We start from the raw sequence: 15176 nt of genomic DNA on the forward strand, positions 1-15176 counted from the left end.
CTCAGAAGGGCAGGATGCTCTCGCCGCGCTTGGCGAAATCCTCGATCACCTCGCCCACGCTCGCGAGCGCGGCTTCGCTTTCGGGGTCCATGCCCTCGAATGTCTCGTTCGCCCGGTAATAGGTCGCGAAGGTGATCGGGGGGTGTTCGGGCGGCTCCACGAAACCGATATCGACATAGAGACTTCCCATGCCCGGCCAGGTCGAGGTGCCGGTCTTGTCGCCCGCGACCCAGCCTTCGGGCAGCCCCGCGCGCACGCGCCGCCGCCCGGTCGGCGTGTCGATCATCCATTGCCGCAGCATCGCCTTGGACGGCTCGGGCAGTATGTCGCCGTAGAGCAGCTTCGCCACGGTTCGCGCCATGGCGGCGGGGGTGGTCGTGTCGCGGTATTCGGTGACGGGCACGTTGCCCAGTTCGGGCTCGGTCCGGTCGAGGCGGCTGACATCGTCGCCGATGCTGCGCCAGAAGGCGGTCAGCGCGGCCGGGCCGCCGAGTTCGCGCAGCAGCACGTTCGCCGCCGTATTGTCCGAATATTTCTGCGTGTATTCGGCCAGTTCCAGCAGGCTCGCTCCCTCGTCCAGCCGCTTTTCGGTAAAGGGCGAGACGTGCATCAGGTCATCCCTCGTCCATGTCACCCGGCGCGAGGCGTCGCTCTCGCCCGCCGCGTCGAGCGCGAGCACCATGGCGGCCAGCGACAGCTTGAACGATGAGCAGTGCCCGAAACGCCGGTCGCGGTTGAGGCCGACCGATAGGCCGGTTTGCGTGTCGTAGATTTCGACGCCGAGCGTCCCGCCCGCCTTCGCCTCGATGATGCGCAAGGTCGCCTGCATCCGCCCGAGCGGGCTCTGGTCGGGCGGCACGCAGGCGGAAAGGGCAAGGGCGCCGCTGCCACAAAGAAAGAACCTGCGAGATAGGGTCATGAGAACTTGTCCGCCTTGCGTTTGCCGAATCTCATGTCGCTTTCCAGCTTCGCGCGCAACTGGGCATAGAATGCCTCGAGAAAGGCACGCTCGTCGCCTGCGCCCGGGTCCCAGCCGATCTTGCGGCAGATCGCGGCGTGGACCGCCGAAAGCGCCTCGGGCTGGTCTTCGCGCAATATGCGTTCGAGCGTCTGGAGCTCGCGCTCGCCATAGACGGACAGTTCCGCCTCGCCGAAACGGTAGCGCGCCCCGGTGAGGTCGCTCGTTCCCTCCGCCGCCGCCGCGCCCTGAGTGGACAGCGCCTCGGCCAGTCTGGTGCGCGGCGCCTCGACCACCCAGGTGCCCGCGATCACGTCGCCCGCGCGCAGCGCGTCGCGGTTGAAGAAGGGGAAGGCCATGAAGATGCCGAACCACACCAGCCCCGCAATCCCCGCATTGCCCTGTTCGCCCGAGGGTGCGAGCAGCAGGAAGATGAAGGGCATGAACAACTCGATGTCGCGGATGAGATTGCGCGCAATCACCGCCTCGGGGGTGAGCCGTCCGCCCCCTTGCGGACCGGTGCGCGCGGCGACCCGGATGCCGACGGCGCGCTTGCCCGGCGTGGCGCCGCGCGGGCCCAGTTCGAAGGCGAGGAAATAGCCGTAACGCGCCGCGAAGATCAGCAGGATCGCGAGGATCACGACGAATTCGCCCGCCGCCGGCACCTGTCCGCCCAGTCCCTCGAGCGTCTCCCCGAGCACCCCTGCGAACAGCAGGCTGAAAAGGATCTGGATGAGGACGATCGAGACGATGATGACGATAAAATCGATCACCAGCGCCCCCACGCGCGCCCCGCGCGATGCGACGGTGACGGGCAGGGCGAGCCCTTCGGGCGTGATCAGCGTGCGGCGGCGCTTTGCGTCGGGATCGGGGCGCGGGGCCCCATTGGCGGGGGCAGGGGCGGTGGCAGCGTTCATGGTCCGGTCTCGGCGGGGGCATCCCGGCGATAGAGGAAGAAATAGGAAAGCCAGAAGGCGAGAAAGATAGCCCCGATCACGAACCGCCCGCCGGTGTCGCCGACGAGCTGGCGCGGAAAGGCCTCGAGAAAGGCCGCGACGATCATCATGATGACCACGCCGACCATCACCACCGCCCCGCGCCGCCCGCTTGTCGCGGCTGCGGCGAGCACGCTGCGCTCACCCGGAAAGGCCATCGAGCGCCCGATATGCAGCCCCGCCGCCCCGGCGAGCAATATGCCGAACAATTCCGTCGTCCCGTGGACCGAGAGCCAGGCGGCGAATTCGACCCCCAGCCCGGCGCTCTGGAACAGCCACAGGAAAGCGCCCAGCAGCGCCATGTTGTGAACCAGCAGCATGAGCGAGGGGATGCCGAAGGCGAAGCCCAGCGCGAAGGCGAGGATGCACACGCCCGCATTGTTGCTGAACAGGAAGGCGGCGAAGCTCGAAAGGCCCTCGCTTCCCTCCTTGATCCCAAGCGTCTCCATCAATTCCGCGCGGCTCGCCCCCGGGCGGCGATTGTCGGCGAGGTTCGTGGGCACCAGCCGATAGAACCATTCGCTGTCCTGCACCACCAGAAGCCAGCCCACGATCGCGCCCGAGACCATCACGAACAGCGCTATGCATATGTCGAGCCAGATTTCGCGCACCGCGCGACTCCACCCGCCCAGCAGGAATTCGCGCAGCCACGCGAACAGCCCGAGCCTCGGCCCGTAGACCTGGAACCAGGCGCGCTGGACGAGGCCTTCGAGATAGGCCAGCGTCGCCGCGTCGAGCGAGGTTTCGCGCGCGACGGAAAGCGAAGAGGCCGCAGTGCGATAGAGCGTCGGCAGGGCGAGCAGGTCCGCATCCTCGATCCGTTTCAGCCCGCCTTTCTCCATCCGTGCGACGATCGCCTCCAGCCGCCGCCAGTCGCTCTCGCGCTCCAGCCGGAAGCGGTCGGAGCGCAGCGCCGCGCTCGCGATATCGGCGGGCGCTTCGACCTCGTTTCGGGAAAACAGGTCGGTGATCTTGCGAGCTGCAACAGGCGCCTTCATCCGATCGCCTCCCGCCCGCGGATCGCGAGATAGCGGTCGATAAGTTCGAAGCCCACGCTGTCCCACGGCGCCTCGATCACGTCCACGCCCATCCGGCGCAGGCGCTGGAGCACGAGGCTGCGCTGGCGGGCGAGCGTGCCGGCGGTGACCGAGCGGGCGAGCGTTGCGATGTCGCCGGGTTCTTCCTGGATAAAGCTTTCCAGTTCGCTGTCGGCAAGGGTGACGAACAGGACGAGATGCTTGCGGACAAGCCGTGAAATGCTTTCCACCATCAGTTCCGCCGCCGTCGGATCGGTGAAATCGGAGAACAGCACGATCAGCGACCGACGCTGGAGCCGCGCGGTCAGCGTGGCGAGGGCGAGGGTGAAATTGGGCTCGACCGGTTCATAATCGAGCGCGGCCGCGGCGCTCTGCAACCGGGCGAAGCCGCGCGTATCGCCGACGAAAGGTGTCATTACGCGCGGACGGGCGGCAAAGCCGAACAGCGCTGTGCGGTCGCCGCCCTTCAGCGCGACATAGGCGCAGGTGAGCGCGGCGGAAACCGCCCGGTCGATGCGCGGCAGGCCGTCGAGCGGCTCGCACATGGCCTGCCCGCAATCGAAGGCGAAGACGATCTGGTTGTTCCTCTCGCTCTCGTTTTCGCGGGCATAGAGGTGGTTGTGCCGCGCGCTCGCCTTCCAGTCGATCCGGCGGCGGTCCATACCGGGCTCATATTCGCTCAGCGCCTCGAACTGCGTGCCCTCTCCGCGGATGCGCCGCGCGATGAGACCGCTGCGTTCGTTGCGCAGGAAGGTCTGCAATTCCTTCGAGCGCACCGGGGAGAGGTCGGGCCAGATGCGGATCTCGGTTTCGAGCGGTTGCGATACCTGCCGCGCGCCGAGGCCCAGCGGTCCTGTCCAGCGCAGCCACAGCCGGGTGATCGAAGCCGTGCCGCGCCGCTCGGGCACGACTTCGATCGCGCCCGAGAACACGCCGCTTTCCTCGCCCGGCAGCAGGCGCAGGTCCGCGCGGCCCGCAAGTCCGAGCCGGGGATCGAATTCGAGCGCCGCCTCGGGTCGGCCGGCCTTGCCGCGCAGGAGCGCGTGAACCGTGATGGCGCAGGGTCGCCCGACCTCGGTATCGGCAGGGGCGATCGCCTCGTGCCGCCGGACGGACCCGGCGACGAGGCCGTCGAGAACGATCAGCACGACGAACGCGAGCGCGGCTGCGGGGGCCGTCACCCAGGCTCCGGGCGCTGCCGCAGCGACGAGCAGTGCGAGCGGCGCGAGCGCCGCGATCACCCACGCCGCCCGCGCAGTCGGCACGATCGGCAGGGCAGGCAGCCGCGCGAGGAGGCGGGAGAAAAAGGCGCGCAGGCGGCTCATCGTCTCAACGCGGTGCCTCGGTGCCCTCGACCAGTTCGGCGACCAGCGTTTCCATTGCGCGTCCCTCGATCTCCGCGGCGGGCGAGAGGGTCAGGCGATGGCGCAGGACCGGCACGGCAAGCGCCTTCACATCGTCGGGAATGACATAGGCCCGGCCCTGCAGCGCCGCACGGGCCCGCGCCGCATGGGCGAGCATCACGGCGGCGCGCGGGGAGGCGCCCACGGAAAGCTCCGCGTGGTCGCGCGTCGCCCGGACCAGCCGCACGACATAGCGGGTGATCTCGTCCGCCACGGTGACATGGTCGAGCGCGGAGGAAAACTGCGCCAGCCGCGCGGGGTCCGCGACCGGCGAGACGCCGAGATCGGCGGGCCGCTGCGGACCCTGCCGCTTGCCGTAATCGGTGACGATCCGCGCTTCCTCCGCCTCATCCGGGTAGGGCACGAGCAGCTTGAACAGGAAGCGGTCGAGCTGGGCCTCGGGCAGGGGATAGACGCCCTGGTTCTCGATCGGGTTCTGGGTTGCGACCACCATGAAGTAATCGGGTAGTCGATGTGTTTCCCCGTCCAGCGTCACGCGCCGTTCCTGCATCGCCTCGAGCAGGGCGGCCTGCGTCTTGGGCGGGGTGCGGTTGATCTCGTCGGCCAGCAGCAGGTCGCAGAAGATCGGCCCGCGCGTGAGCGTGAACTGGCTCGTCTGGAAGTTGAACAGGTTGGAGCCGAGAATGTCGCCCGGCAAGAGGTCCGGCGTGAACTGGATACGCCCGAAATCGAGGCCGAGAGCGGTCGCGAAGCTTTGTGCAAGGAAGGTCTTGGCCGTGCCCGGAGGGCCTTCGAGCAGGACGTGCCCCTGCGCCACCAGCGCTTCGAGCAGGCGGTCGACCATCTCGTCCTGCCCGACGATCGCCTTCGCCACTTCGGCGCGGATCGCATCGGCGAGGCCGCGCAGGTCTTCGAGAGTCATGCTCATGGCGTCAGTTTCCTTGCAAGTTCGTCGAGCGCTTTTGCGGCACGCACGATGTCGTCGGGTCTTTCGGCTTCGCGCAGGGCCTCCGCCCGCGCCGAAAAGGGTGTCTCGTCCGGCAGGCGCTGGCCAAGCGCGGCATCGATCGCGGCCTCATCCGCGCGTTTCAGCCCGAGCGCGCGCGCGATCCGGCGCTGGGCGAGCGCGGCGTAGGGCTCTGCCAGCAGCCGCATCCGCTTTGCCCGCAGGATGAGCCCCGCGCCGTTTCGCACCAGCCGCGCCTTGCCAAAGCCGGTTTCCGGCGCGCTCGCCGCGACCGCGCCGAAACGCATGAAGGCTCGCCAGCCCACGATCATAAGGGCAAGGATCAGGCACAAGGTCGCGGCGAGGAAAGGCGGCCGGAAGGCGAGGGATAAAAGGTTCTGCGCCCCGCTGAAACCGTTCAACGTAAGGTCGAACACCACCCGCGTGTCCTCGCCATAGCCCGCCTCGCGCACCAATGCGAGCGCTGCCGCGGCGCGTGCCGGATCGGCAAGCCCCCAATTGTTCACCAGGTCGGGCTCGGCGACGATCACGGTCCAGTGCGCTCTCTCGTAGAAGTCGCTGCCCTCCTCGCCCAGCACGTTGAAGGCGAGCATCAGCCCGTCGCTATCGCTGACGAGCGGTTCGAGCGTGTCCCTGTCGAGGGCGTGCTTGATCGTTCGGGCGGGCAGGTTGCCCGCCATCCCGAAGGCTTCCCAGGCGGCGCTGTCGTCCGGCTCCAGCCGTTCGAGCGCGGTTTCGAAAGTGTAGGGCGCGGGCAGGTCGTCGGTCCAGGTCGTCTCGATCGCGAGGCCGAGCCGCACCCAGCCCTGCTTGAAGCGTTCGCGGATTTCCTCCGGCGCGCGATCGGGCACGGTGTTCGCGCGCCATTTGGGCAACAGGACCAGGGTCGGCCCCTGATATTGCCGCGCTTCGAGCAGCGCGCCGATTTCCGCAGGGTCGGCATAGGGCGAAGGCGAAATAACGAGCAGGTCGCCCGTCTCGAGACCGCCCGGCGAGCGCGAGACCTCGACCCTGTGTCCCGCGCCGTCGAGCAGGCGGACGAGCCCGGCATAGCCGTTGAGCCCGACCGAGGCGGCATGGGCCCCGCCGTCATTCTCCCGGTCGCCGCCGGTATCGCCCGCCGAAATGAACCACAGCATGGCGAGGAAGGCGATCAAGCCGACCACGAGCACGGCGAGGACCGTCCCCTTGCCGAATGGCGAGGCTTCGCGGCCAGTGGCGGCGGGCGCGGCGGCGGGGTCGGCGGCGGGCGCGCCGAAGGCGGCCCGGCTCATGCCCCGATCCTCTGCAGCGCGAAGCGCGCATAGGCCGCGCGCGCCGCTTCCCAATCGGCCCGGTCGAGCGCGCGCAGCGCGAACAGGCTGCGCTCGACCCTTTCGGCGACCACGCGAAAGGCGGCGCGGGCGGCGTCGGGAAGCGCGGGCAGGGCGGCGAGTTCGCGCGCGGTCGAGGACGGTTCGACCCAGTCCGGCCGCGCGGCGGCGATCTGGCCGACGCTGCGTTGCAGAAGCAAGTGCGTCGCCTCGTCATAGCGACCCTCGGCAGCAAGCCGGTCGGCATCCTCCAGCAGGGCGAGGCTGTCGCGCTCGTCCGGGCGCCAGTCGGGCGCGCCCGCCGCGACCTGCCGCCCCCCGTCAGCGCGCGCGCGGGCGGCAAGCGGGCCGTAAAGCCGGAACAGGAAATAGAGCGCCAGCAGGCCGGCCGCGATTGCCAAAAGCCACCAGAATTCGGCGATGAAGACGGCAACCGGCCGCAGGACCATGCCGAGAAATTCGAACAGCGCCTCGATCGCGCGGCTGAACCAGCCCGGCTCGCGCGGGGGGATATCGGGAATGTCCACGGGCGCGAACTGGATATCGCCCGCCTCGCGCAGCTCGCGCCAGCCTTCCGGGGCCGCCGAATCCGGATCGGCCACGCTCCCGGCCGGGCTCGCGGCCTCGGGCGTATCCTGTGCCGAAGAGGGAAACGTCTGCGCCGCGCCGGTCATGCCGTCGGATTGGTGGCATGAGGGCGAGGGCAAGGCAACTCCTGTCGCCGCGACTTTTCGCAAAGCTGCGCTAGCCGCGCTTGCGGCTTTGCGCGTAGGTGCCGAGAATCCGCAATTCCTTGGAGAAATAGGCGCATTCCTCCAGCGCCCGGTCAACCGCGGGATCGCCCGGCGCGCCGTGGATGTCGGCATAGAACATGGTCGCGGAAAAGCTCGCGCCCTTCTGGTAGGATTCCAGCTTGGTCATGTTGACCCCATTCGTGGCGAACCCGCCCAGCGTCTTGTAGAGCGCGGCCGGGATATTGCGCACCTCGAACACGAAGGTCGTGATCGCCTCCCGGCCCGCGAAACCCGCGGGGTCGAGCGGTTGTGCGGCAAGCACGACGAAGCGGGTCGTGTTGTCCGAACTGTCCTCGACGCGTTCCTCGACGATGTCGAGCCCGTAAAGCTCGGCCGCAATGGCGGGTGCGATGGCGGCGATTTTCGGATCGTCCTTTTCCGCGACGAAAGCCGCCGCTCCGGCCGTGTCGGCATGGGAGAGCGGCACGATGCCGCGTGTCCGCAGGAACAGGCGCGACTGGCCAAGCGCCTGCGGGTGCGAATAGGCGGCCTCATAGGGGCCGGGACCCTTCGCCATCAGCGCGTGATGGATCTCCATGAAATATTCGCCGACGATCGACAGCCCGCTTTCGGGCAGCAGGAAATGGATGTCGGCAACCCGCCCGTGCTGCGAATTCTCGATCGGGATGATCGCCTGCCCGGCGCGCCCGTCCTTCACCGCTTCCAAGGCGTCCTCGAAGCTGAAGCACGGCAGCGGGAGGGCATCCGGACGGGCCTCCATCGCGGCGCGGTGCGAATTGGCGCCGGGCGAGCCCTGGAAGGCGATCGCCCGGGCCGGATCGGCCTCGGCCGCTTCGCGCAGCGCATCGACAAGGGCAAGGGCGGGACCGGGAAAAGAGCGCATGACGAAAGCCGTGCTAGCCCCCCTGGAGAGGCCCCACAAGCCTGCTTGCAAAGCTTGCAAGGAATGATGTCGCCATGGGCCTTGCGCGGGCGGGAGGGCGACAGTAAGGGACGCGCGCAATGGCACAAGACAACACCACCAATCAGGCATCGGGCGCGGATACGGGCACGGCCGATTCGAGTTCGGGCGACCTGTTCAACACCGCGGCGGGCTGGGTCCTGTTCGCCGGTATCATCGGCCTCGGCCTGTCCGTCCTCAGCGACAAGTATTTCCACGGCTACGATGCCGAGGACCTGCCGCTCGAACAGATGGGATACGTTATCGAAGGCGTCGAGGAAGAGGGCGAGGCCGATGCCGGGCCGACGCTCGCCCAGGTGCTCGTCGATGCCGATCCCGAAGCGGGCGCGAAGGTTTTCGCAAAGTGCCAGTCCTGCCACAATGTCGAAGAGGGCGGCCCCAACGGCGTCGGCCCCAACCTGCACGGCGTGATGGGCAAGCCGATCGCCTCGAACGCCGCGGGCTTCAGCTATTCCAGCGCGCTGTCGGAAAAGGGCGGCGAATGGACGTGGGAGAACATGAGCGAATGGCTCGCCAGCCCGCGCAATTTCGCCACCGGCACATCGATGAGCTTTGCCGGGCTCGGCAAGATCGAGGACCGCGCGAACGTGATGGCCTATCTCGCGGCCAATGGCGGCGCGCCGCCCAAGCCCGAGCCCGAAGCGCCGGCCGAGGAAGAGGCCCCGGCTGAAGAAGGCTCGGAAGCTGCCGAGGACGGGGCCGAGGCTCCGGCGGAAACCGCCGAAGGCTGACTTGTACGGCTGAACGGGTTTTGGGAAAGGGGCGCGGATTTCGCGTCCCTTTTGCGTTCCAAGGCGCGCTGTCAGCCGCGCCCCTTGAAGCCCTGCGCGACGACATACCATTCCGACGAGCCCTTGCGGCTTGCCGGCGGCTTGGCGTGCTTGACCGACCTGAAATGCTGCTTGAGCAGGCCGAGCAGTTCCGCGTCGGTCCCCCCGGCCAGCACCTTGGCGACGAAAGCGCCGCCCGGCTCCAGCGTTTCGACGGCGAACCACGCGCCCGCCTCGACCAGCGCCATGGTGCGCAGGTGGTCGGTCTGCTTGTGCCCGACCGTGTTCGCCGCCATGTCCGAAAGGACCAGATCGGGGGGTCCGCCCAGCGCCTCTTCGAGCGCGGCCGGGGCGGCGTCCTCCATGAAATCCATCTGCAGGATTGTCACGCCCTCGATTTCCTCGACCGGCAGCAGGTCGATCCCAACCACCTCGGCCTTCGGAACCCTGGTGCGCACGACCTGCGCCCAGCCGCCCGGCGCAATGCCGAGGTCCACCACGCGCCTGACCCCGTTCAGCAGACCGAAGCGTTCATCCAGCTCGATCAGCTTGTAGGCTGCGCGGCTGCGATAGCCGTCGGCCCTTGCCCGCTGGACATAGGGGTCGTTGAGTTGCCGTTCGAGCCAGCGGGTCGAAGACGGCTTGCGACCGCGTGCGGTCTTCACGCGGCGGTCGGGATCGCGGCCCGAGCGGCTCACCCCTGGGGTCTTTCGCGCAGCTTCTTGAGCGCCCGCTCGCCCTGCCGGTCGGCAGCCATCATGCTGCGCAATATCCCCTCGCGGATGCCGCGATCCGCGACCCCGAGCCGCGCGGCGGGCCACAGGTCGAGGATCGTCTCCAGGATCGCGCAGCCCGCAACGACAAGGTCGGCCCGGTCGTTGCCGATGCAGGGCAGGGCGCAGCGCTGCGCCGGGGACAGGCCCGACAGCCGCGCGCTGATCGCGCGCATGTCGTCCGAATTGACGATCAGCCCGTCCACCGCCCTGCGATCGTAATGCGGCAGGTCGAGATGGATGCTCGCGAGCGTCGTCACCGTCCCGCTAGTGCCGAGCAGGCGGATGTCGGACGCGCGCGAGGCATCGCCGATCCGTTCGGCGAAATCGGAAAAGCTTTCCCGCACCAGTTCGCGCATCCGCGCATAGCGTTCGATCCGGCCGGCCTGTCCGGCTTCGCATTCGCGCCCGTCGTCCTCACCGACCGTGTCCGTCAGCGAGACGACGCCCCATGGCACGGATTGCCAGTCGAGGATGCGCGGAACCCTGCGGCCTTCGGCATCGCCCGCTTCGAGCAGGACGAGTTCGGTCGACCCGCCGCCGATATCGAAGATCATCGCCGGGCCTTCGCCCGCTTCGAGCAGTATGTGGCAGCCGAGCACGGCGAGCCGCGCTTCCTCCTCGGCGCTGATGATGTCGAGCGCGATGCCGGTTTCGCGCCGCACGCGCTCTATGAATTCGGCGCCGTTTTCGGCCCGGCGGCAGGCCTCGGTCGCAACCGAGCGCGCAAGGCGGACATTGCGGCGGCGCAGCTTGTCGGCGCAGATCGAAAGCGCGCCGAGTGCCCGGTCCATCGCCTCGTCGGACAGCCGCCCGGTGGTCGCCAGCCCTTCGCCGAGCTTCACCACCCGGCTGAAGGCGTCGATGACCGTGAAGTCGCGGCCCGAGGGGCGGGCGATGAGCAGGCGGCAATTGTTGGTGCCGAGATCGAGCGCGGCATAGGCTTCCCCCCGCGCGGGCGAGCCGCGCGCCGGCCCGCGCGCCAGCGTGCGCCCGGCCCCGGTCGGGGCGCCGGTCGGCCTGCCCATAGCCGCTCCTCCCCGGGCGTCGCCGCGGCGGCCGTGTTCTGCGGTGCGTCGATTATCGGTATCGCGTTCTTGCGGGCCGGCCTTTTCGCAGCGGGGCTCGCCGGCACGGTTTCGACCGTTCGTGCGACCTTCGGCCCCGATGGCGCGCGAGGGGCGCTCGGTAGGCTCGTCGGGCTGGAAGGAGCGGGCGTAGCGAGGATCGGCTACATTGCCGGACGTATGGCCCCTTTGTTCTCCAGCTCTCCTGTCGTCGTCCGGCGGTATGATATCCGCCATGGTCCTGATCTTCTTCTTGTCTCACCGGCGCGGCGATACGCGCAGGCACTTGTAGGCAGGGCTAACCCAAGACGCGCGGCAGGGCAAGCGAGCGGGTCTTGGGCGCAGGGGCCGGGCGGGCGATCTTCCTCTTGACCTCGGCTGCCCGCAAAACTAGGCAGCCTGCTCGTCCGCCGGCGCCGCCGACCGCGGCCGCGCGCGATGGTGCCCCGTCGTCTAATGGTAAGACTACGGACTCTGACTCCGTCAATTGAGGTTCGAATCCTCACGGGGCATCCAGTTCTCCGGGTATTATGGCGCAGGAACGGCTCGAATCCCCGTGCGGGATGCACGGTCCGTGACCCGAACATGTCGGATCGGCCGGGCGTATTTCCAACGCGAATTCTCCGGGAAAATCGACCCCGCATGACTTTCATCAACTTGCACGGCACGCGCCGATAAGGGCGGCTTGCCGGGGCGCGACCTTGGCCCTAGGGCCTGCGACATGACCGATACGCCCCACGAACGCGACCTCAGGGATCGCCGATTCTACCGCGCCGGCGAGGAAAGCCGCTTTGCCGACGAAAACCCTGACCGCACGCCGCAGACCGAGCATCCGGCCTACAAGCTGGCCTTTCGCGACACCGATTTCCTGCTGCGCGACGAACTGCGCCCGGTCCGGTTCCAGCTCGAGCTTCTGAAGCCGGAGATGCTGCTCGACGAGGCGCGGGTGGGATCGACGCTGGTCATGTACGGCTCCGCGCGCATCCCCTCGCCCCCTCAGGTCCAGGCGCGGCTGAAAGCGGCCGAGGAGGGCGACGAATTCGAGCGCAAGGTCGCCGAGCGGCTGGCCGAAAAGGCGCAATATTACGACGAGGCCTATCGCCTTGCCCGGCTGGTTTCGGAAAAAGCGATCATCGAGGACGGGCTGCGACAATTCGTCGTGACGACCGGCGGGGGCCCCTCGATCATGGAAGCGGGCAATCGCGGGGCGAGCGATGCGGGCGGCGAATCGATCGGGCTCAACATCGTCCTGCCGCACGAACAGGCCCCCAACAGCTATGTGACGCCCTATCTCAGCTTCCAGTTCCACTATTTCGCGCTGCGCAAGATGCACTTCCTCCTGCGCGCCCGCGCGGTGGCGGTGTTCCCCGGCGGATTCGGGACCTTCGACGAATTCTTCGAGCTTCTCACCCTCGTGCAGACCGGCAAGATGAAGCCGATCCCGATCCTGTTGTTCGGGCGCGATTTCTGGACCCGCGTGATCGATTTCGAGGCGTTGGCCGAGGAAGGTACGATCTCGAGGCGCGACCTCGACCTGTTCCACTGGTGCGAAACGGCCGGGGATGCTTGGGAGCACATCGCGGAATTCTATGAACTGAAGCGGTGATTGTCCCCGGTTGACCCCCGTATCAGCGATGCTTCGGGTTCAGCATCCGCAGGAATCCTGTGCGGCGCGACAATGCCGCAGACAAGAAATCCGGGCGACGAAGCAAACCACCGACATCCTAATCCAGCCTGCGCACCACCTGGTGCCCGAGCGGGCCACTGCCCGCACCGTAACCGGGTGCCTGCCGGATCGCCTCCAGCACGAAACGCCGCGCCAGCCGAACCGCGTGTTCAAGGTGCTGCCCGTGCCCGATCAGCGTCGCGATCGCCGAGGACAGGGTGCAGCCCGTACCGTGGGTATGGCGCGTGTCGATCCGGGCGTGGTCGAACTGGACCGAGCGGCCCTCGGGCGGGATCAGTATGTCGATGATCCGCGCATCATCGGTGTGCCCGCCTTTTGCCAGCACGGCGCAGCCATGTCCGGAAACGAGGTCGCGCGCCGCCCCTTCGACCAGCTCGGTCGTGCGCAGGTTGCGGCCCGCGAGATGTTCCAGTTCCGGCAGGTTTGGCGTGACCAGCGTGGCGCGCGGGAATAGCCGCTCGGTCATCGCCGCCACCGCGTCCGGCGCGATGAGCGCCGCGCCCGAAGTCGCGATCATGACCGGATCGAGCACCAGCGGGACCGTGCTGTCGACCTCTTCCAGAGCCTCGGCGGCATGGGCGACGATATCGGCATCGTGGAGCATCCCGATCTTGATCGCATCGACTCCGATGTCGCGGATGCACGAGCGGATCTGCTCGGCGACGAAAGGCCCCGACAAGGGCGTGATCGCCTGAACGCCGGTGCTGTTCTGCGCAGTGGCCGCAGTGATCGCGGTCATGCCGTAACCGCCGAGCATGGCGATGGTCTTGAGATCGGCCTGGATCCCGGCACCGCCCGAGGAATCAGACCCGGCGATGGCTAGGATGCGGGGAGGGGAGCGCGACGTCATGCTTTCTCCCTATCCGTTCGCCCCGAGTGAAGTCGAGTGTCGTTTCAGCCCTTGAACCCACGCTCGCCGGAAGGCGGAAACTTGGGCTGAAGCGCCTTCGCCCGGGTCGGCCGGTCCATCAGTTCGCCCCGGCAATTGGGGCATTGGTCGTCGAGCGCCTCGGCGCAGGCCGCGCAGAAGGTGCATTCCAGCGAGCAAATGAACGCGCCCGGCGCCTGCGCGGGCAGGTCCGCGCCGCAGCGTTCGCAATCGGGGCGCATTGCGAGCATTGTCGTCCTCAGGCCGCCTGCCGCACCGCTTCGCAGATCGAGTCCACGACCTGCTCGACTTCGCGCGCATCGTCGCCTTCGGCCATGACGCGGATAACCGGTTCCGTCCCCGAGGGTCGGATGACAAGGCGGCCATGGCCGTCGAGCGTGCGTTCGGCATCGCTGATCGCGGCTTTCACCGCATCCATTTCGAGCGGAGCGCCCCCGTCATAACGGACGTTCTTCAGCAATTGCGGGACGGGATCGAACAGGTGCAGCATTTCGCTCGCCGGTTTGCCCTTGCGCACCAGCCCCGCAAGCACGCTCAAGGCCGCGATCGTGCCGTCGCCGGTCGTCGCATGGTCGAGCAGGATCATGTGGCCCGATTGTTCTCCGCCGACATTATAGCCGCCTTCGCGCATTGTCTCGAGCACGTAGCGGTCGCCCACCTTGCTGCGCTCCAGCGTAAGGCCGAGCCCGGCCAGATAGCGCTCGAGCCCGAGATTGCTCATCACGGTGGCGACCACGCCGCCGCCTCTCAGCGCGCCCTTTTCGTTCATCCGTGTGGCGATAAGGGCCATGATCTGATCGCCATCGACCGCACGCCCCTTTTCGTCGACCACGATCAGTCGGTCCGCATCGCCATCGAGAGCGATACCGATATCCGCGCCTTCCTCGACGACGCGTGCCTGAAGGGCCTCGATCGCGGTCGATCCGACGCCGTCATTGATATTGGTCCCGTTCGGGGTCACGCCGAGCGCGATGACTTCCGCGCCCAGTTCCCAGATCGCGGACGGGGCGACCTGATAGGCTGCGCCGTTCGCGCAGTCGACCACGACCTTGAGCCCGTCGAAGCGGACATCGCTGGTGATCGACCGCTTGACCGCGTGGATATAGCGCCCGCGCGCGTCCTCGATCCGCCGGGCGCGGCCAATCTTTTCGGCCGGGGAGAGCCGGGGCTGCTCGTCCATCAGCCGCTCGATCTCGGTCTCGGTGTCGTCCGAAAGCTTGAACCCGTCAGGCCCGAACAGCTTGATCCCGTTGTCGGGAAACAGGTTATGGCTGGCCGAGATCATCACGCCGAGATCGGCGCGCATCTCGCGGGTGAGCAGCGCGATTGCCGGTGTGGGAAGCGGCCCGGTCATGATGACGTCCATGCCGACACTGGTGAAACCGGCGACCAGCGCGCTTTCCATCATGTAGCCCGACAGGCGCGTATCCTTCCCGATCACGACCCGGTGGCGATGCCCGCCCCGCACGAAATGCGTGCCCGCCGCCTGCCCGACGCGCATGGCGGTGGCCGCTGTCATGATGCCGTCATTGGTGCGTCCGCGAATCCCGTCCGTGCCGAAAAACCTGCGTGTCATTGTGCGCAATTGCCCTCCCCGTGGGCGTTCGTGTGATTGCCAAACGGGTCATGGCGCGGTTATC

General features: G+C 67.9%; 15 protein-coding genes and 1 tRNA gene. 3 read left to right on the forward strand and 13 right to left on the reverse strand.

Translation table 11 applies throughout. The features are described 5' to 3' along the window. Position 1: 1 nt before the first annotated feature. The 8 genes from bla to RIB52_RS00855 form a co-directional block, all read right to left on the reverse strand. Positions 2-919, reverse strand: a complete 918-nt coding sequence (gene bla / locus RIB52_RS00820; protein ID WP_350171926.1) for a class A beta-lactamase — start codon at positions 917-919, stop codon at positions 2-4. After that, complete coding sequence (locus RIB52_RS00825) at positions 916-1875, reverse strand: RDD family protein (protein ID WP_350171928.1); 960 nt, start codon at positions 1873-1875, stop codon at positions 916-918. Before RIB52_RS00825 ends, bla begins: the two co-directional genes overlap by 4 nt. Then, positions 1872-2951 carry a stage II sporulation protein M gene (locus RIB52_RS00830; RefSeq protein WP_350171930.1) on the reverse strand — a complete coding sequence of 360 codons (1080 nt, stop codon included), beginning with the start codon at positions 2949-2951 and terminating at the stop codon, positions 1872-1874. The genes RIB52_RS00825 and RIB52_RS00830 overlap by 4 nt, the downstream gene beginning before the upstream one ends. Continuing rightward, a complete protein-coding gene (locus RIB52_RS00835) occupies positions 2948-4315 on the reverse strand; it encodes a DUF58 domain-containing protein (RefSeq protein WP_350171932.1) in 1368 nt (455 codons plus the stop codon). The genes RIB52_RS00830 and RIB52_RS00835 overlap by 4 nt, the downstream gene beginning before the upstream one ends. A gap of 4 nt (positions 4316-4319) precedes the next feature. After that, complete coding sequence (locus tag RIB52_RS00840) at positions 4320-5282, reverse strand: AAA family ATPase (RefSeq protein WP_350171934.1); 963 nt, start codon at positions 5280-5282, stop codon at positions 4320-4322. Next, entirely contained in the window at positions 5279-6595 is a 1317-nt protein-coding gene (locus RIB52_RS00845; RefSeq protein WP_350171936.1) for a DUF4350 domain-containing protein, read from the reverse strand. The genes RIB52_RS00840 and RIB52_RS00845 overlap by 4 nt, the downstream gene beginning before the upstream one ends. Next, the gene (locus tag RIB52_RS00850; protein WP_350171938.1) at positions 6592-7308 is read right to left on the reverse strand and encodes a hypothetical protein; all 717 of its coding nucleotides are present in this window, start codon (positions 7306-7308) and stop codon (positions 6592-6594) included. Before RIB52_RS00850 ends, RIB52_RS00845 begins: the two co-directional genes overlap by 4 nt. Positions 7309-7378: 70 nt before the next feature. Next, complete coding sequence (locus RIB52_RS00855) at positions 7379-8272, reverse strand: prephenate dehydratase (RefSeq protein WP_350171940.1); 894 nt, start codon at positions 8270-8272, stop codon at positions 7379-7381. A 119-nt stretch (positions 8273-8391) separates the two neighbouring features. Between RIB52_RS00855 and RIB52_RS00860 the strand changes: the two genes are divergently transcribed. Continuing rightward, positions 8392-9081: a c-type cytochrome gene (locus RIB52_RS00860; RefSeq protein WP_350171942.1), complete on the forward strand. Its 690-nt coding sequence runs from the start codon at positions 8392-8394 to the stop codon at positions 9079-9081. A gap of 71 nt (positions 9082-9152) precedes the next feature. Here the strand turns inward: RIB52_RS00860 and RIB52_RS00865 are convergent, their stop codons facing one another. Continuing rightward, positions 9153-9818 carry an RlmE family RNA methyltransferase gene (locus RIB52_RS00865; RefSeq protein ID WP_350171944.1) on the reverse strand — a complete coding sequence of 222 codons (666 nt, stop codon included), beginning with the start codon at positions 9816-9818 and terminating at the stop codon, positions 9153-9155. Then, positions 9815-11197: a Ppx/GppA phosphatase family protein gene (locus RIB52_RS00870; protein WP_502879432.1), complete on the reverse strand. Its 1383-nt coding sequence runs from the start codon at positions 11195-11197 to the stop codon at positions 9815-9817. Before RIB52_RS00870 ends, RIB52_RS00865 begins: the two co-directional genes overlap by 4 nt. A 205-nt stretch (positions 11198-11402) precedes the next feature. Between RIB52_RS00870 and RIB52_RS00875 the strand changes: the two genes are divergently transcribed. Further along, positions 11403-11476 (forward strand) — tRNA-Gln (locus RIB52_RS00875). 205 nt (positions 11477-11681) lie between these two features. Then, positions 11682-12566: an LOG family protein gene (locus tag RIB52_RS00880; RefSeq protein ID WP_350171948.1), complete on the forward strand. Its 885-nt coding sequence runs from the start codon at positions 11682-11684 to the stop codon at positions 12564-12566. Positions 12567-12684: 118 nt separating this feature from the next. On the opposite strand, the gene thiD is transcribed toward RIB52_RS00880, so the two are convergent. From thiD to glmM, 3 genes are read right to left on the reverse strand one after another with little or no spacing between them, the layout of a single operon-like run. Then, positions 12685-13497 carry a bifunctional hydroxymethylpyrimidine kinase/phosphomethylpyrimidine kinase gene (thiD, locus tag RIB52_RS00885; RefSeq protein WP_350171950.1) on the reverse strand — a complete coding sequence of 271 codons (813 nt, stop codon included), beginning with the start codon at positions 13495-13497 and terminating at the stop codon, positions 12685-12687. A gap of 44 nt (positions 13498-13541) precedes the next feature. Then, positions 13542-13766, reverse strand: coding sequence for a DUF1272 domain-containing protein (locus RIB52_RS00890; protein WP_350171953.1), 225 nt, complete (start codon positions 13764-13766; stop codon positions 13542-13544). An 8-nt stretch (positions 13767-13774) separates the two neighbouring features. Continuing rightward, positions 13775-15112, reverse strand: a complete 1338-nt coding sequence (glmM, locus tag RIB52_RS00895) for a phosphoglucosamine mutase (RefSeq protein WP_350171955.1) — start codon at positions 15110-15112, stop codon at positions 13775-13777. Positions 15113-15176: the final 64 nt, after the last annotated feature.

The organism is Erythrobacter sp. (assembly GCF_040217515.1).
In the GTDB taxonomy this organism is placed as follows: Bacteria; Pseudomonadota; Alphaproteobacteria; order Sphingomonadales; family Sphingomonadaceae; genus Erythrobacter.